General features: G+C 62.7%; 15 protein-coding genes. 5 read left to right on the plus strand and 10 right to left on the minus strand.

The window, feature by feature from the left end; translation table 11 throughout:
• Positions 1-87: 87 nt before the first annotated feature.
• From ACTJKT_RS09230 to ACTJKT_RS09255, 6 genes are all read right to left on the minus strand, one after another.
• Positions 88-1830: an ABC transporter substrate-binding protein gene (locus ACTJKT_RS09230; protein ID WP_025804713.1), complete on the minus strand. Its 1743-nt coding sequence runs from the start codon at positions 1828-1830 to the stop codon at positions 88-90.
• A gap of 155 nt (positions 1831-1985) precedes the next feature.
• Positions 1986-2258, minus strand: coding sequence for a DUF2160 domain-containing protein (locus tag ACTJKT_RS09235; protein WP_038577821.1), 273 nt, complete (start codon positions 2256-2258; stop codon positions 1986-1988).
• A 10-nt stretch (positions 2259-2268) separates the two neighbouring features.
• Positions 2269-3069, minus strand: coding sequence for a carbohydrate ABC transporter permease (locus ACTJKT_RS09240; RefSeq protein ID WP_007929618.1), 801 nt, complete (start codon positions 3067-3069; stop codon positions 2269-2271).
• Positions 3070-3080: 11 nt separating this feature from the next.
• Positions 3081-3947: a carbohydrate ABC transporter permease gene (locus ACTJKT_RS09245; protein ID WP_053279915.1), complete on the minus strand. Its 867-nt coding sequence runs from the start codon at positions 3945-3947 to the stop codon at positions 3081-3083.
• Positions 3944-5059, minus strand: coding sequence for an ABC transporter ATP-binding protein (locus tag ACTJKT_RS09250; protein WP_097304254.1), 1116 nt, complete (start codon positions 5057-5059; stop codon positions 3944-3946). The genes ACTJKT_RS09245 and ACTJKT_RS09250 overlap by 4 nt, the downstream gene beginning before the upstream one ends.
• Positions 5059-6153, minus strand: a complete 1095-nt coding sequence (locus ACTJKT_RS09255) for an ABC transporter ATP-binding protein (protein WP_440786854.1) — start codon at positions 6151-6153, stop codon at positions 5059-5061. Before ACTJKT_RS09255 ends, ACTJKT_RS09250 begins: the two co-directional genes overlap by 1 nt.
• Positions 6154-6579: 426 nt before the next feature.
• Here ACTJKT_RS09255 and ACTJKT_RS09260 point away from each other — a divergent pair, with 426 nt between their 5' ends.
• From ACTJKT_RS09260 to ACTJKT_RS09270, 3 genes are read left to right on the plus strand one after another with little or no spacing between them, the layout of a single operon-like run.
• A complete protein-coding gene (locus ACTJKT_RS09260; protein WP_440786855.1) occupies positions 6580-8430 on the plus strand; it encodes a sigma-54-dependent Fis family transcriptional regulator in 1851 nt (616 codons plus the stop codon).
• 25 nt (positions 8431-8455) lie between these two features.
• Positions 8456-8749: a type II toxin-antitoxin system Phd/YefM family antitoxin gene (locus ACTJKT_RS09265; RefSeq protein ID WP_440786856.1), complete on the plus strand. Its 294-nt coding sequence runs from the start codon at positions 8456-8458 to the stop codon at positions 8747-8749.
• Positions 8746-9123, plus strand: coding sequence for a PIN domain-containing protein (locus ACTJKT_RS09270; RefSeq protein WP_169914317.1), 378 nt, complete (start codon positions 8746-8748; stop codon positions 9121-9123). Before ACTJKT_RS09265 ends, ACTJKT_RS09270 begins: the two co-directional genes overlap by 4 nt.
• Positions 9124-9195: 72 nt before the next feature.
• Here the strand turns inward: ACTJKT_RS09270 and cysS are convergent, their stop codons facing one another.
• The gene (gene cysS / locus ACTJKT_RS09275) at positions 9196-10578 is read right to left on the minus strand and encodes a cysteine--tRNA ligase (RefSeq protein ID WP_440786857.1); all 1383 of its coding nucleotides are present in this window, start codon (positions 10576-10578) and stop codon (positions 9196-9198) included.
• 18 nt (positions 10579-10596) lie between these two features.
• Positions 10597-12294 (minus strand): glutamine--tRNA ligase/YqeY domain fusion protein, encoded by a 1698-nt coding sequence (locus ACTJKT_RS09280; RefSeq protein WP_440786858.1) that lies wholly within the window; start codon positions 12292-12294, stop codon positions 10597-10599.
• Between the two features lie 277 nt (positions 12295-12571).
• Between ACTJKT_RS09280 and ACTJKT_RS09285 the strand changes: the two genes are divergently transcribed.
• A complete protein-coding gene (locus ACTJKT_RS09285; protein ID WP_007929634.1) occupies positions 12572-13075 on the plus strand; it encodes a peptidylprolyl isomerase in 504 nt (167 codons plus the stop codon).
• Positions 13072-13818: a UDP-2,3-diacylglucosamine diphosphatase gene (gene lpxH, locus ACTJKT_RS09290; RefSeq protein WP_440786859.1), complete on the plus strand. Its 747-nt coding sequence runs from the start codon at positions 13072-13074 to the stop codon at positions 13816-13818. The genes ACTJKT_RS09285 and lpxH overlap by 4 nt, the downstream gene beginning before the upstream one ends.
• A gap of 153 nt (positions 13819-13971) precedes the next feature.
• On the opposite strand, the gene ACTJKT_RS09295 is transcribed toward lpxH, so the two are convergent.
• Both ACTJKT_RS09295 and ACTJKT_RS09300 read right to left on the minus strand, forming a co-directional pair.
• Positions 13972-15501 (minus strand): DHA2 family efflux MFS transporter permease subunit, encoded by a 1530-nt coding sequence (locus tag ACTJKT_RS09295; RefSeq protein WP_440786860.1) that lies wholly within the window; start codon positions 15499-15501, stop codon positions 13972-13974.
• Positions 15502-15566: 65 nt separating this feature from the next.
• Positions 15567-16769, minus strand: a complete 1203-nt coding sequence (locus ACTJKT_RS09300; protein ID WP_440786861.1) for an efflux RND transporter periplasmic adaptor subunit — start codon at positions 16767-16769, stop codon at positions 15567-15569.
• Positions 16770-16777: the final 8 nt, after the last annotated feature.

The raw sequence follows: 16777 nt of genomic DNA on the forward strand, positions 1-16777 counted from the left end.
TGCCCGCGATAACAATGGTCCGGGCACCACAGCTCCCAAAACAGAACGGCACCCGAAGGTGCCGTTGCGCATTACAGATCCACAACCTTACTTGCGCGCCGCCTCCCACGACTTGAGCAGTTCGTTGTAGCTCACGGTCTCACCCTTGGGTTTCTCGTTGGCCAGTTTCGGTTTCGGCGCGCCCGGTTGGTCGAACCAGTATTGCGCGTCGCGCTCGGGGTTCATTTTCGGCGCGCAGGTGGCCTGGGCTTTCGAGCGCTCGAGCCGGGTCATGATCGCGTCCTGGTCCTTGGCCAGGCCATCGAGTGCCTGTTGCGGGGTTTTCTCGCCGCTGGCCGCTTCGGCGATATGGCTCCACCACAGCTGCGCCAGGCGTGGATAGTCCGGCACGTTGGTACCGGTCGGCGTCCACTGCACACGGGCCGGGCTGCGATAGAACTCCACCAGGCCACCGAGTTTCGGTGCCAGGTCGGTCATCGCCTGGGAGTTGATGTCCGACTCGCGGATCGGGGTCAGGCCGACGATGGTTTTCTTCAGCGACACGGTTTTCGAGGTCACGAACTGGGCATAGAGCCAGGCCGCGAGTTTCTGTTTCTCCGGGGTGGACTTGAGGAAGGTCCAGGAACCGGCGTCCTGATACCCCAGCTTCATGCCCTCCTCCCAGTACGGTCCCTTGGGCGACGGCGCCATGCGCCATTTCGGCGTGCCGTCGGCATTCATCACCGGCAGGCCCGGCTTGGTCATGTCGGCGGTGAAGGCGGTGTACCAGAAGATCTGCTGGGCGATATTGCCCTGGGACGGCACCGGCCCGGACTCGGAGAAGGTCATGCCTGCCGCCTCCGGTGGCGCGTACTTTTTCATCCAGTCCACGTACTTGGTGGTGGCGAACACCGCCGCCGGGCCGTTGGTGTCGCCGCCGCGGGTCACGCTGGAGCCCACCGGATGGCAATCCTCGACGCGGATCCCCCACTCGTCCACCGGCAAGCCGTTGGGCAAGCCCTTGTCGCCGCCGCCGGCCATGGAGAACCAGGCATCGGTGAAGCGCCAGCCCAGGGACGGGTCCTTCTTGCCGTAATCCATATGCCCGTAGACCCGCTTGCCGTCGATCTCCTTGACGTCTTCGCTGAAGAACTTGGCGATGTCCTCATAGGCCGACCAGTTCACCGGCACACCCAGCTCGTAGCCGTACTTCTCCTTGAACTTGGCTTTCAGGTCGGCCCGCTCGAACCAGTCGGCGCGGAACCAGTACAGGTTGGCGAACTGCTGGTCGGGCAACTGGTAGATCTTGCCGTCCGGCGCGGTGGTGAAGGAGATGCCGATGAAATCCTTGATGTCCAGGGTCGGCGAGGTGTAGTCCTTGCCCTCGTTGGCCATCAGGTCGGTAATGGATTCGGTCTTGCCATAACGGAAGTGCGTGCCGATCAGGTCGGAGTCGTTGACCCAGCCGTCATAGATGTTCTTATCCGACTGCATCTGGGTCTGCAGCTTCTCCACCACGTCGCCTTCCTGCAGCAGGTCGTGGGTCAGCTTGATCCCGGTGATTTCACTGAAGGCCTTGGCCAGCACCTTGGACTCGTATTCATGGGTGGCGATGGTTTCCGAGACCACGTTGATCTTCATTCCGCGAAACGGCTCGGACGCCTTGATGAACCACTTCAGCTCTTCCAGCTGTTGTTCCGCGGTCAGGGTGGATGGCTTGAACTCGCTGCCGATCCATTTTTTCGCGGCGTCCTCATAGGCGTCGGCCCAGGCCGTCGCGCTCAAGCCGCTCAGTGCCAGCATGGCCGCCAATGAAACGCTATGTCGCAGCTTATTGTTTTTGTCGAACATAGAGACCTCCCGGTTAAGTTCAAAGAGGACCGATGCCAATGCCTCCCTGTAGGAGCGAGCTTGCTCGCGAAGGTCGCTAACGATGACGCNGCCTGTACGCGGCGCGCTGGAATTCTTCGCGAGCAAGCTCGCTCCTACAGGGTTGGGCATCAGCCTCAGCCCCAACGCATCACAGCCAACAGCCACACCAGGGACAGCACGAACGCCACCCAGATGCTCCAGTCGGTGACGCCGATTACCAGCAGATGCAGGTAGGCGCTGCCGAGAAGACCGATAAACAGACGATCGCCACGGGTGGTGGCAATCGGCAGGAAGCCGCGCCGAGGGATGCTCGGCGAACGCAATTCCCAGCTGGTCATACCCAGCAGGATCAAGGCAATGACACCGAAGAATGCCGCCGTCGGAGCGGTCCAGTTCATCCATTCCATCAGCGGATCCTCATACCCGGCCCAGGGCGAAGCCCTTGGCCACATGGTTGCGAACAAACCAGATCACCAGCATGCCCGGCAGAATGGTCAGCACCCCGGCCGCCGCCAGCACGCCCCAGTCGATACCGGAGGCGGACACAGTGCGGGTCATCACCGCGGCGATCGGCTTGGCGTTCACCGAGGTCAAAGTCCGCGCCAGCAACAGCTCGACCCAGGAAAACATGAAGCAGAAGAACGCCGTCACGCCGATCCCCGAGCCGATCAGCGGGACGAAAATCTTCACGAAGAACTTGGGAAAGCTGTAGCCGTCGATGTAGGCGGTCTCGTCGATTTCCTTCGGCACCCCGGACATGAAACCTTCGAGAATCCACACCGCCAACGGCACGTTGAACAGGCAGTGGGCCAGGGCCACGGCGATGTGCGTGTCGAACAGGCCGATGGACGAATACAGCTGGAAGAATGGCAGCAGGAACACCGCCGGCGGCGCCATGCGGTTGGTCAGCAGCCAGAAGAACAGGTGCTTGTCACCGAGGAAGCGGTAGCGCGAGAACGCATAGGCCGCCGGCAGCGCCACGCTCAGGGAAATCACCGTGTTCAGGCTGACGTAATACAGCGAGTTGAGGTAGCCGGTGTACCAGCTGGGGTCGGTGAAGATCACCTTGTAGTTGTGCCAGGTGAAGTCCTGGGGCCACAGGGTCAGGCTGCCGAGGATTTCGTTGTTGCTCTTGAACGACATGTTCAGCAACCAGTAGATAGGTACCAGCAGGAACAGGATGTAGATCAGCAGCGGTATCAGCTTGCGCTTGGTCATGGCGGCCGTCCTCAGCGATTGGCGTCGGAGTGGGTCATGGCGGTGTAGAACAGCCAGGACACCAGCAGGATGATCAGGAAGTACACCAGGGAGAACGCCGCGGCCGGGCCCAGGTCGAACTGCCCGATCGCCATCTGGGTCAGGGTCTGGCTGAGGAAGGTCGTGGCGTTGCCCGGCCCGCCGCCGGTGAGCACGAAGGGCTCGGTGTAGATCATGAAGCTGTCCATGAAACGCAGCATCACCGCGATCAGCAGCACGCTCTTCATCTTCGGCAACTGGATATGGCGGAACACCGCCCAGTTCGACGCCCGGTCGATGCGCGCCGCCTGGTAGTACACGTCCGGTATCGCCCGCAGCCCCGAGTAGCAGAGCAGCGCCACCAGCGAGGTCCAGTGCCACACGTCCATCACCAGCACCGTGACCCAGGCATCCATGGTGTTGGCCGCGTAGTTGTAATCGATGCCCAGGGCATTCAGCGCCGAGCCCATCAGGCCGATGTCGGCGCGGCCGAAGATCTGCCAGATGGTGCCCACCACGTTCCACGGGATCAGCAATGGAATGGCGAGGATGATCAGCACCACCGACGACCAGCGCCCCTTGCTCGGCATGGTCAGGGCAATGGCTATCCCTAAGGGAATTTCGATCAGCAGCACGCAGGCCGAATAGATGAACTGGCGCAGCAACGAGTCGTGCAGGCGCGGGTCGAGCAGCACCTGGCGGTACCAGTCGGCGCCGACGAAGTAGCGGCTGGACTGGTCGAAGATGTCCTGCACCGAGTAGTTGACCACGGTCATCATCGGGATCACCGCACTGAAGGCCACCAGCAGGAACACCGGCAATACCAGCCACCAGGCCTTGTTGTTCTGCACTTTGTTCATGGCTGAACCTCGTTCGTGGCGTGGGCCTCCAGCAGGTATTCGTCGGCGTAGACCATCAGCCACTGCGCGGGAAAACTGATGCAGGCCCTGCCCTGCGGCACCGGCTTGTCTTCGGCCAGCCGCACTTTCAACACCGCGCCGTCGAGGTTCAGGGTCATGATCTTGTAGGTGCCCAGGTCCTCGACATGGACCACATCAGCCTGCAGCGCCTCCTCGTAAGGCTCGTCCCAGACATGGATGAACTCCGGGCGGATGCCGACTTTCAGGCTCTGGTAATCGCTCTCGGCGATCCGCTGCTGTAAGGCCTCGGGCAGTGCCAAATGGGTGCCGGCGAACCTGACACCGCCGGCCTCTGCCCGGACCTCGATCAGGTTCATCCCCGGGCTGCCGATGAAGTAGCCGACAAAGGTGTGGCTCGGCCGCTCGAACAGCTCCCGCGGGGTACCGAACTGGACGATCTGCCCGCCGTACATCACCGCGATCTTGTCGGCGAAGGTCGAGGCTTCGAGCTGGTCGTGGGTGACGTAGACCATGGTGATGTTGAACTGCTCGTGGATTTGCTTGAGCTTGCGCCGCAGCTTCCACTTCAGGTGCGGGTCGATCACCGTCAGCGGCTCGTCGAACAGGATCGCCGACACGTCGTCGCGCACCAGGCCGCGGCCCATGGAGACCTTCTGTTTTTCGTCGGCGCTGAGGTTGCGTGCCTTCTTGTTCAGCAGCGCCTGCAGGTCGAGGACCTCGGCGATCTCCTGCACCTTGCTGTGCACCTTGGCTTCGGCCAGGCCCTGGTTGCGCAGCGGGAAGGCCAGGTTGTCGAACACCGTCATGGTGTCGTAGACCACCGGGAACTGGAAAACCTGGGCGATATTGCGCTTCTCGGGCGTCAGCTCGTTGACTACCCGGGTATCGAACAGCACCTGCCCCTGGGACGGGCTGAGCAGCCCGGAAATGATATTGAGCAAAGTCGACTTGCCGCAGCCGGACGGCCCGAGCAAGGCATAGGCGCCGCCCTGCTCCCAGATATGGTTCATCTCGCGGATCGCATAGTCCTCGGGACCGGCCGGGGTACTGGTGTAACTATGGGCGAGGTTGTGCAAACGGATCTCGGCCATCAGGCAACCCTCGCGACGCGTCGCCCCGGCGCCTGGACCAGACGGCCCTGGGCATCGAAGACAAACAGTTTGTGGGTGGGGATATAGATGCGGATCGGCGCGTCGACGTCGTATTCGTGCACGCCAGGCAAGTGCAGCACCAACAGGAATTGTTCGTTGCGCACATGGAGGAAGGTTTCCGAGCCGCTGATTTCCGCCACCTCGACGGTCACCGCCAGCTCCAGGTCGTCGTCGTTGCTCGGCACCAGGGAGATATGGCTGGGCCGCACACCAAAGCGGAACTCGCCCTCGCCGACCGGGCGCAGGTCGACGTTCAGCGGAAAGTGCACGAAGTTGGCGAAGCTCACTTCATTGCCAGCGATGCGCCCCGGCATCAGGTTGATCGGCGGTTCGGAGAACAGCTCGGCGGCCGGCACCGTCTGGGGCTGGTGATAGACCTCGGCGGTCTTGCCGCTCTGCACCAGGCGCCCCTCGTGGAGGATGGTGGTGGTGCCGCCCAGGGCTAGCGCCTCGTTGGGCTCGGTGGTGGCGTAGATGGCGATGGTGTGGCGGGCCTGGAACAGCTCGCGCATCTCCTGGCGCAGCTCTTCGCGTAGCTTGTAGTCGAGGTTGACCAGTGGCTCGTCGAACAGGATCAGCTCGGCATCCTTGACCAGCGCCCGGGCCATGGCCGTGCGCTGCTGCTGGCCGCCGGACAGCTCCAGCGGATGGCGCTGCAGGAACTTCTCGATCCGCAGCATCTTCGCCGTCTCCAGCACCTTGCTCTCGATCAGTTGTGCGGCGACTCCGGCCTGGCGCAACGGCGAGGCGATATTTTCGAACACGGTCATGGTCGGGTAATTGATGAACTGCTGATAGACCATCGACACGTTGCGCAGCCGCACCGGGCGCCCGGTGACGTCCACGCCGTTCATCAGGATGCGCCCGCTGGCGGGCTTGTCGAGCCCGGCGATCAGGCGCATCAGGCTGGTCTTGCCGGACAGCGTGCGCCCCAGCAGGACATTGAAGGAACCGGGTTCAAAGCGCAGCGAGATGTCATCGATCCAGGTCTGGCCCTCGACGACACGGCTGACGTGCTCCAGCGTTAATGACATGGCTCGGCCTTTTTTATTATTGGAGTCAAGCGACCGGAGCAGCAGAGCGACTTTCGTGCCAGAACCGCGGCGTCAAACCAAGCCACTGATAAGACTGGAATTTATACCAAGGCAGGCTGTTCGAGGGTTCACAGCTGAACAGAAATGAACAACCCGGACTGAACAACTGAACAGTCCGGCGGTTGACAATGAACAAGAGTGAACAACACTGGATGGACGTTTTCGCCGGCAAGATTGCTTTCATGTAGCCGCTGCCGCAGGCTGCGATCGAGGCCGAAGGACTCGTAAAGAGGGCTCCGCGCTCATGCAGATAAAGCGCGTGCTCAGGTTCTGCGGCCGCTGCGCAGCCGATCGCAGCCTACGGCAGCGGCTACAGAGAACGCAGCGCCCTGTCGTCATAACAAGAACAATAAGAGACCAGTCAACATGAGCGCACCTGCCTCACCGCTGTCTCACGAGACCATCATCAAGGACTCCTGGAATCGCTGCCGGGCCTTTGGCCTCAGCCACCAGAGCGCGCCCGCCTTCGATCAACTGCCCGCCGAGCGCATCGCCCAGTTGCTGGAGAGCCAGCATGCCCTGGTGCAGACCACCCACCAGGAAGTCCTGCCCTACTACGAGAACATCCTCAGCAACTCCAATTGCCTGATCATGCTCGCCGACAACCAGGGCCAGGTCCTGACCTCCTGGGGTACCCAGCGTTTTATCGAGCCGAGCCTGGCCCGCGGTTTCAGTGCCGGCGCCAGCTGGCTGGAACACTGCAGCGGGACCAATGCCATCGGCACCGCCCTGGCCTGCGAGCAAGCGGTGCATATCGAGCACGATGAACACTTTCTCAAGGCCAACCGCTTCATGACCGGCTCGGCCGCGCCGATCTTCGATGCCGAGCGCCGGGTGATCGCGGTGCTGGACGTCTCCAGCGACAGCTACCTGCCGCCCTCCCACACCCTGGGCATGGTCAAGATGATGAGCCAGACGGTGGAGAACCGGCTGATCCTCAACCTGTTCGAAGGCCGGCATTTCCAGCTGACCTTCAACACCGGCCTGAACAACCTCGACAGCCAGTGGGCCGGCCTGCTGATCTTCGATGAAAGCGGCCAGGTGCTGTCGGCCAACCGCCGCGCCGACAACCTGCTGGGCATCAGCCTGTCGCGGGTCGGCATCGAAAGCCTGTTCAAGGTGTCCCTGCTGGAATTGCTCAACCAACCCGAAGGCCTGCCCTTCGCCCTGCAGGCCGCCGGTCGCAACCGCTTCCATTGCCTGCTCAAGCGTCCAAGGCAGGTGCCGATCCAGGCCCGGGTCTTCGCCGAGTCGCCTTCCCGCCCAGCTCCCGCCAACACCGATACCATCAGCCTGAACACCCTGCACTTCGGCGACAGCCGGGTGGAGAAAGCCGTGCGCCAGGCCGAACGGCTGCTGGAAAAGGACATTCCGCTGCTGATCCACGGCGAAACCGGCGTCGGCAAGGAAGTCTTCGTCAAGGCGCTGCACCAGGCCAGCTCGCGAAGCAAACAGGCGTTCATTGCCGTCAACTGCGCGGCGATCCCCGCCGAACTGGTGGAGTCCGAGCTGTTCGGCTACGAAAAGGGCGCCTTCACCGGCGCCAACCAGAAAGGCAGCATCGGCCTGATCCGCAAGGCCGACAAAGGCACGCTGTTCCTCGACGAAATCGGCGACATGCCCTTGCCGACCCAGGCCCGCCTGCTGCGGGTGCTGCAGGAGCGCTGCGTACAGCCGGTGGGCAGCAGCGAACTGTTCCCGGTGGACATCCGTATCATCTCCGCCACCAACCGCTCCCTGCGCGAACAGGTACAGCTCGGGCGCTTCCGCGAGGACCTGTATTACCGCATCGGCGGCCTGACCCTGGAGCTGCCGCCCCTGCGCGAACGCAGCGACAAACAGGCGCTGTTCAAGTGCATCTGGGAACAGCACCGCGAGCCGGGCCAATGGGCCGGGCTCAGTCGCGAAGTCCAGGAACTGTTCGAGCGCCACCCCTGGCCGGGCAACCTGCGCCAGGTCAGCAGCGTGATGCAGGTGGCGCTGGCCATGGCCGAAGACCAACCGATCCGCGCCGAGCACCTGCCGGACGACTTTTTTGTCGACCTGGACATGGAACCGGCCGCCAGCCACGAACCGCCCGGCGACATCGACCCGGAAGACAGCGCCGACCTGCAGCGACAGCTCAAGGCGGTGGGCGGCAACATCTCTCTATTGGCGCGGCGGCTGGGGCTGAGTCGCAATACCCTGTACAAGCGCTTGCGACAGCTGGATACATAAAACCCGACCTGCCGTCCGCCTTGGCTTGGCTGGGTTCGAATATTCTGGCTATATTTGTCCAGAATATTGGAGGAGCCTCATGATCACTGTCCCGCTGGCAGAAGCCAAAAACAACCTGTCCAAACTGGTCGACGATGCCGCGGCAGGACAGGTCATTACCATCGCGAAACACGGCCGCGCCCTCGCCCGCCTGGTTCCCGTCGGCAAACCCTCGGGGCAACGCATTGGTGCAATGAAAGGCAAACTGGTGCTTCCCGACGACTTTGATGCCCCGCTGCCGGACGACATGCTTGACGCCTTCGAAGGAAGCCGCGAGTGAGGGTCCTGCTCGACACTCACATTCTGCTCTGGACCCTCAGCGACGACCCGAAGTTGTCCGCCAAGGCCCGAAAACTGATCGAGGGTGCCGCCGAGGTCTATATCAGCGCCGCCTCTTTCTGGGAGATGGCCATCAAGGTCGGCCTGGGAAAGCTCGATGTGGACCTGGAGCAGATCCGCGAATATTGCCTGGCAAGCGGCTTTATCGAGCTGGCCATCACCGCTGAACACGCCATAGCGGTGAAAGACCTCGAACACCACCACCGCGACCCATTCGATCGGCTGATTGTGGCCACCGCGATCAGCGAACCGATGAAACTGCTGACCGCCGACCCGCTGGTCGCCAAGTACAGCTCGCTGGCCATCCTGGTTTGATCCCGCCTGGATAATTCACCGGCAAACAAAAACCCGCACAAGGCGGGTTTCCGTTTGTAGCCAGTACCGCGATCAGTCAGCCAGACGCCAGGTGGTCCCGCCCTTGCCGTCTTCCAGCACCACGCCCATGGCGGTGATCTGGTCGCGGATGCGGTCGGACTCGGCCCAGTCCTTGTTGGCACGGGCCGCCAGGCGCGCCTGGATCAGCGCTTCGACCTGCGCCGCGTCGACCCGGCCGGCGGCACCGGCCTGCAGGAAGTCGTCGGCTTCCAGCTGCAACACACCCAGCACGTCCGCCAGTTCTCGCAGGCGCGCCGCCAGACCGGCCGCGGCATCAAGATCGCTCTCGCGCAGACGGTTGATCTCGCGCACCATCTCGAACAGCACCGCACAGGCTTCCGGAGTGCCGAAGTCGTCGTTCATCACCTCGGTGAAACGCTCGACGAAGGCTTCGCCACCGGCGGCCAGCACGCTCGGCAGGCCCTTGAGGGCGTGGTAGAAACGCTCCAGGGCGCCCTTGGCATCCTTGAGGTTGTCTTCCGAGTAGTTGATCGCACTGCGGTAGTGGCTCGACACCAGCAGGTAACGCACCACTTCCGGATGGTACTTGTCGAGCACGTCGCGGATGGTGAAGAAGTTGTTCAAGGACTTGGACATCTTCTCGCCATTGATGCGGATCATGCCGCAGTGCATCCAGGCATTGGCGTAGGTCTTGCCGGTGGCCGCCTCGCTCTGGGCAATCTCGTTTTCATGGTGCGGGAACTCGAGGTCGCTGCCACCGCCATGAATGTCGAAGGTCTCGCCCAGGCAGCAGGTCGACATCACCGAGCATTCGATGTGCCAGCCCGGACGCCCGGCGCCCCATGGCGATTCCCAGCTCGGCTCGCCCGGCTTGGCGGCTTTCCACAGCACGAAGTCCAGCGGGTCCTGTTTCGACTCGTCGACTTCGATACGCGCGCCGATGCGCAGGTCTTCGATCTTCTTGCGCGACAGCTTGCCGTAACCGAGGAACTTGCCGACCCGGTAGTACACGTCGCCGTTGCCTGGCGCGTAGGCATAGCCCTTGTCGATCAGGGTCTGGATCATCGCGTGCATGCCGGCGATATGGTCGGTGGCACGCGGCTCCATGTCCGGCTTCTTGATGTTCAGGCGCGCTTCGTCTTCGTGCATCGCCGCGATCATGCGCTCGGTCAGCGCCTCGAACGACTCGCCGTTCTCGTTGGCCCGATTGATGATCTTGTCGTCGATGTCGGTGATGTTGCGCACATAAGTCAGGTCGTAACCGCTGAAACGCAGCCAGCGGGTCACCAGGTCGAAAGCGACCATGCTGCGGCCGTGGCCCAGGTGGCAGTAGTCGTACACGGTCATGCCGCACACGTACATGCGCACCTTGTTGCCATCGAGCGGCTTGAAGACTTCTTTGCTCTTGGTGAGCGTGTTGTAGATCGTTAGCACAAGGAGTTCCTTAACTGATCACTGACCCCAGGAGTCGCGCAGGGTCACGGTACGGTTGAATACCGGTGCGCCCGGTTTCGAGTCCTTGATATCCGCGCAGAAGTAACCTTCGCGCTCGAACTGGAAACGGTCTTCCGGCTGTGCGTTGCCCAGCGAGGGTTCGGCACGACAACCAGTGAGGACCTGCAGGGAGTCAGGGTTGATGTTGTCCAGGAAACTTGCGCTGTCTTCGGCCTTCTCCGGGTTCGGCGAACGGAACAGACGGTCGTACAGGCGCACTTCGCACTCGACGCTGGCGGCGGCCGGCACCCAGTGGATCACGCCCTTGACCTTGCGCCCTTCCGGGTTCTTGCCCAGGGTGTCCGGATCGTAGGAGCAACGCAGCTCGACGATGTTGCCGTCGGCATCCTTGATCGCCTCGTCGGCGCGGATCACGTAGCTGCCGCGCAGGCGCACTTCGCCGGCCGGTTCCAGGCGCTTGTAGCCCTTTGGCGGCTCTTCCATGAAATCGTCGCGGTCGATGTAGATTTCACGGGCGAACGGCAGCACCCGCACACCCATGTCTTCTTTCGGGTGGCGCGGCAGTTCGAGGTTCTCGACCTGGCCTTCCGGGTAGTTGGTGATCACCACCTTCAGCGGGCGCAGCACGCACATGGCACGCGGGGCGCTCTGGTCGAGGTCGTCACGGATGCTGAATTCCAGCATGCCGAAGTCCACCACGCCGTCGGAACGGTTGGTGCCGATCATTTCGCAGAAGTTGCGGATGGATTTCGGCGTGTAGCCACGACGGCGGAAGCCCGACAGGGTGGACATGCGCGGGTCGTCCCAGCCGTTGACGTGCTGCTCGTCCACCAGTTGCTTGAGCTTGCGCTTGCTGGTGATGGTGTAGTTCAGGTTCAGGCGGCTGAACTCGTACTGGCGCGGCTGCGCCGGCACCGGCAGGTTGTCGAGGAACCACTCGTACAGCGGACGGTGGCTTTCGAACTCCAGGGTGCAGATCGAGTGGGTGATGCCTTCGATGGCGTCCGACTGACCGTGGGTGAAGTCGTAGTTCGGATAGATGCACCACTTGTCGCCGGTCTGGTGGTGATGGGCATGGCGGATGCGATACATGATCGGGTCGCGCAGGTTCATGTTCGGCGAGGCCATGTCGATCTTGGCCCGCAGCACCCGTGCGCCGTCCGGGAATTCGCCCGCCTTCATGCGGGCGAACAGGTCCAGGTTCTCTTCCACCGAACGGTCGCGGAACGGGCTGTTCTTGCCCGGCTCGGTCAGGCTGCCGCGGTATTCCTTGGCCTGCTCGGGGGTCAGGTCGTCGACATAGGCCTTGCCCGCCTTGATCAGCTCCACCGCCCAGTCGTGCAGCTGGTCGAAGTATTGCGAGGCGTAGCGCACTTCACCGGACCACTCGAAGCCCAGCCACTTGACGTCGCTTTCGATGGCGTCGATGTATTCCTGGTCTTCCTTGGCCGGGTTGGTGTCGTCGAAGCGCAGGTGGGTGACGCCGCCGAATTCCTGGGCCAGCCCGAAGTTCACGCAGATCGACTTGGCGTGACCGATGTGCAGGTAGCCGTTGGGCTCCGGCGGGAAGCGGGTCACGATCTGTGTGTGCTTACCCGAGTCCAGGTCCGCCTGGATGATCGGGCGCAGGAAGTTGACCGGCACGGCCGGTCCGGTCTTGGAATTCGAGGTAGGGTCGACAGTGGGCTTGCTCATAGGATCCTTGAACGTACAAGTGCGCGGCCGGTGCGGCCTGATAAATCAAAACGGATATCATAGCCGATGCGGTCAAGCCCCTGACAGAGCGGGCTTTAAATCTGCCGCGATTAATCCGTCGCAAATGAAAAAACAGCCTCGAATTTCACGCCCGGCACGCTAAACTGCGCACCTTGGCGGATTTTTGCCAGCGCGGTTCCGGCCCACGGGCCCCAGACCTGCCTCCCGGAACCCGGGAATTCCTTGAAAACGCTCCTCCTTATAAAGAGTACCGATCATGACTCAAGTCAAACTGACCACCAACCACGGCGACATCGTGCTGGAACTGAACGCCGAGAAAGCCCCGGTCACCGTGGCCAACTTCGTCGAATACGTTAAAGCCGGTCATTACGAAAACACCGTGTTCCACCGCGTCATCGGTAACTTCATGATCCAGGGCGGCGGTTTCGAGCCAGGCATGAAAGAAAAGAAAGACAAGCGTCCAAGCATCCAGAACGAAGCCGACAACGGTCTTTCCAACGACAAGTACACCGTCGCCATGGCACGCACCATGGAGCCGCATTCGGCTTCCGCGCAGTTCTTCATCAACGTTGCTGACAACAGCTTCCTCAACCACAGCGGCAAGACCGTCCAGGGCTGGGGCTACGCGGTATTCGGCAAAGTGGTCGCCGGCACCGAAGTGGTCGACAAGATCAAAGGCGTGGCCACCACCATGAAGGCCGGCCACCAGGACGTACCGGCAGAAGACGTGATCATCGAGAAAGCCGAGATCGTTGAGTGATACTGCTGATTTCAGATTTGCATCTGGAAGAGGAGCGCCCGGACATTACCCGGGCGTTTCTGGATTTACTGGGCGGGCGTGCCCGCTCGGCGCAAGCGCTGTACATCCTGGGAGATTTCTTCGAGGTCTGGATCGGCGACGACGCCATGACCCCCTACCAGCTTTCCATTTGCCAGGCACTGCGCGAGCTCAGCGACAACGGCACGCAGGTTTTCCTGATGCATGGCAATCGCGACTTCATGCTCGGCAAGGCGTTCTGCAAGGCCGCGGGCGCGACCCTGCTCAAGGACCCGAGCGTGGTCGACTTCTACGGCGAGCCGGTGCTGCTGATCCACGGCGACAGCCTGTGCACCCGTGACGAAGCCTATATGCGCATGCGCCGTTACCTGCGCAACCCGGTTTCGTTGTGGATCCTCAGGCACCTGCCGCTGCGCACCCGGCACAAGCTGGCGCGCAAGCTGCGCAACGAAAGCCGCGCGCAAACCCGCATGAAGGCCAACGACATCGTCGACGTGACCCCGGACGAAGTGCCGCGGATCATGCAGGAGTTCAAGGTGCGGACCCTGGTCCACGGCCACACCCACCGCCCGGCCATCCACAAGTTGCAGATCGGCGACCAGGCTGCCAAACGCATCGTGCTGGGGGACTGGGACCGTCAGGGCTGGGCCTTGCAGGTGGATGAACAGGGCTTCCAGCTGGCGGCTTTCGACCTGATGCCGCCGCTGGCACTGCCCCGCTCATAACCTGTAGCCGCTGCCGCAGGCTGCGATAAGGCCCAAAGGGCCTTCCGGGCGAACGCTGCGCGTTCTATCGCGAGCAAGCTCGCTCCTACAAAAAGGTACGCCTTCCTGTAGGAGCGAGCTTGCTCGCGATCATTTCTCTGCCCCACCGCAATATCAGTGCCCCGCCGACGCCGGCCCGGCCTTGGCCGTGAACGGTGGCTTGGCCAGCCACACCAGCAGAATCAGGCCCATGAAGCTCCAGCCCAGCAACGTGAAGTAGTCCACGGTGGACATCATGTACGCCTGGCCGGTCAGCACCTGGTCCAGCTGCGCGTAGGCCTGGTTGCTGGCACCGCCCAGGGTGCCCAGGGCATCGCGGGTGGCCGGTTCGAAGCTGCTGATGTGTTCGCCCATGTAGGCATGATGCTCGTTCGCCCGGCGGATCCAGATCCAGGTGGTCAGCGAGGCGGCGAAACTGCCACCCAGGGTCCTCAGGAAGGTGGCCAGGCCGGCGCCATCGGCAATCTGGTGCGGCGGCAGGTCCGACATCAGGATGCTCAGGGTCGGCATGAAGAACAACGCCACGCCGATGCCCATAAACAGCTGCACCAGGGCGATGTGCTGGAAGTCCACCTCGTTGGTAAACCCGGCGCGCATGAAGCAGCTCAGGCCGATCGCCAGGAACGCCAGCCCGGCCAGCAAGCGCAGGTCGAACTTGTGCGCGTACTTGCCGACGAAAGGCGACATCAGCACCGGCAGGATGCCCATCGGCGCCACCGACAGGCCGGCCCAGGTCGCGGTATAACCCATCTGGGTCTGCACCCACTGCGGCAGGATCAGGTTGATGCCGAAGAAGCCGGCATAACCGCCCACCAGCACAATGGTGCCGATGCGGAAGTTGCGGTGGGCGAACAGCCGCAGGTTGACCACCGGATGGCGGTCGGTCATTTCCCAGATCACGAACACCGCCAGGGCGATCACCGAGATCAGCGTACCTATGATGATGAAGTTGGATTCGAACCAGTCCAGGTCGTTGCCCTTGTCGAGCACGACCTGCAAGGCCCCGACGCCGACGATCAGGCTCAGCAGGCCGATGTAGTCCATCGGCTGGCGGCTGGTCACCACCGGCCGCGCCTTCAACTGCTGTTTGACCACCCAGGCGGCGAACAGGCCGATCGGCACGTTGATGAAGAAGATCCACGGCCAGCTGTAACTGTCGGTGATCCAGCCGCCGAGAATCGGCCCGGCAATCGGCGCCACCACCGTGACCATCGCCAGCAGCGCCAGGGCCATGCCCCTTTTTGCCGGCGGGTAGACCGCGATCAGCAGGGTCTGGGTCATCGGATACAACGGCCCGGCCACCACCCCTTGCAGCACCCGAAAGCCCACCAGTTCCGGCATGGAGGTGGAAATCCCGCAGAGGAACGAGGCCAGCACGAACAGCAAGGTGGCCCAGATAAACAGCTTCACTTCGCCGAAGCGCCGGCTCAGCCAGCCGGTCAGCGGCAAGGCGATGGCGTTGCTCACGGCAAACGAGGTGATCACCCAGGTGCCCTGCTCCGAACTCACCCCGAGGTTGCCGGAGATGGTCGGCAAGGCCACGTTGGCGATGGTGGTGTCGAGCACCTGCATGAAGGTCGCCAGCGACAGGCCGATGGTGCTGAGCAACAGGCTGGGCGGCGTGAAAGAGGCGTTATTGCTCATCGCGAATCCTATGAAGCGAGGCAGGCGCCGCGGCCGCTAGCGGCCGCAGCAGAGGGATCGGCGAATCAGCGCTGCGCGGTCTTGCCGATGGCGGCGCTGTTGTCGTGGATCAGGCGGGCGATCAGGGCATCAGCCTCGCTCAATTGGCGGTCGTAGACGCTGGTACTGAACGAAGCCTTTTGTGGCGGCTGCTGGGCCAGTACCGGGCCGCTCTGGTCGTGCAGGTCGACGTTGACCACCGTCGACAGGCCAACTCGCAGCGGGTGCTTAGCCAGCTCTTCGGCATTCACGTGGATACGCACGGGCACCCGCTGCACGATCTTGATCCAGTTGCCGGTGGCGTTCTGCGCCGGCAACAGGGCGAAGGCACTGCCGGTACCGGCGCCCAGGCTGTCGATGGTGCCGCTGTACTTGACCTCGCTGCCGTAGATATCGGCCTCGATGTCCACCGGCTGGCCGATGCGCATGTCACGCAGCTGGGTTTCCTTGAAGTTGGCGTCGATCCACAGCTGGTCGAGCGGGATCACCGCCATCAACGCGGTGCCCGGCTGTACCCGCTGGCCCAGTTGCACCGTGCGCTTGGCGACATAACCGGTCACTGGGGCAATCAGGGTGCTGCGGGCGTTGGTCAGGTAGGCCTGGCGCAGTTGCGCGGCGGAGGCCTGCACATCCGGATGGTTGGAGACCACGGTGTCGTCCACCAGTGCGTTGGTGGTGTTGAGCTGCTGCTGGGCATTGGCCAGGGCGTTCTGCGCCGAGGTCAGGTCGTCGCGGGCGTGGGACAGTTCCTCCTGGGAAATCGCCCCGCTGGTGGCGAGGGTCCGGCGACGGTTGAAGTTGTCCTGGGCTTTCTGCACTTCGGCCTTCTGCGCCGCCACCTGGGCGCGCATGCCGTCGACATTGCTGTACAGCCCGCGCACCTGGCGCACGGTGCGGGCCAGATTGGCCTCGGCGTTTTGCAGGCCGACCTCGGCATCGTTGGGGTCGAAGTTGATCAGCACCTGGCCTTCGTGGACCAGGTCGCCATCGTCGGCGCCGATGCTGACCACCGTGCCGGTGACCAGCGGGGTGATTTCCACCACGTTGCCATTCACATAGGCGTCGTCGGTGCCTTCATTCCAGCGTCCGTAGAGTTGGTACCAGGCAAAGACCCCCAGCCCGCCCAGGACGATCAGCGCCACCAGGCCCAGCAGCATGACCTTGCGCTTGCGCGGGCTGGCGCTGTCCGGCGTATTTTCAGGAACGTTGTTGCTTTCAGCAGTGGCCATGATGAGTA

The sequence above is a fragment of the Pseudomonas sp. 22526 genome (assembly GCF_052044735.1).
GTDB lineage: Bacteria > Pseudomonadota > Gammaproteobacteria > Pseudomonadales > Pseudomonadaceae > Aquipseudomonas > Aquipseudomonas piscium.

Bases quoted from the DNA above. Each gene is read 5' to 3' on its own strand.
- ACTJKT_RS09230 (WP_025804713.1), bottom strand. From the start codon at position 1,830: ATGTTCGACAAAAACAATAAGCTGCGACATAGCGTTTCATTGGCGGCC.
- ACTJKT_RS09235 (WP_038577821.1), bottom strand. From the start codon at position 2,258: ATGGAATGGATGAACTGGACCGCTCCGACGGCGGCATTCTTCGGTGTC.
- ACTJKT_RS09240 (WP_007929618.1), bottom strand. From the start codon at position 3,069: ATGACCAAGCGCAAGCTGATACCGCTGCTGATCTACATCCTGTTCCTG.
- ACTJKT_RS09245 (WP_053279915.1), bottom strand. From the start codon at position 3,947: ATGAACAAAGTGCAGAACAACAAGGCCTGGTGGCTGGTATTGCCGGTG.
- ACTJKT_RS09250 (WP_097304254.1), bottom strand. From the start codon at position 5,059: ATGGCCGAGATCCGTTTGCACAACCTCGCCCATAGTTACACCAGTACC.
- ACTJKT_RS09255 (WP_440786854.1), bottom strand. From the start codon at position 6,153: ATGTCATTAACGCTGGAGCACGTCAGCCGTGTCGTCGAGGGCCAGACC.
- ACTJKT_RS09260 (WP_440786855.1), top strand. From the start codon at position 6,580: ATGAGCGCACCTGCCTCACCGCTGTCTCACGAGACCATCATCAAGGAC.
- ACTJKT_RS09280 (WP_440786858.1), bottom strand. From the start codon at position 12,294: ATGAGCAAGCCCACTGTCGACCCTACCTCGAATTCCAAGACCGGACCG.
- ACTJKT_RS09285 (WP_007929634.1), top strand. From the start codon at position 12,572: ATGACTCAAGTCAAACTGACCACCAACCACGGCGACATCGTGCTGGAA.
- ACTJKT_RS09295 (WP_440786860.1), bottom strand. From the start codon at position 15,501: ATGAGCAATAACGCCTCTTTCACGCCGCCCAGCCTGTTGCTCAGCACC.
- ACTJKT_RS09300 (WP_440786861.1), bottom strand. From the start codon at position 16,769: ATGGCCACTGCTGAAAGCAACAACGTTCCTGAAAATACGCCGGACAGC.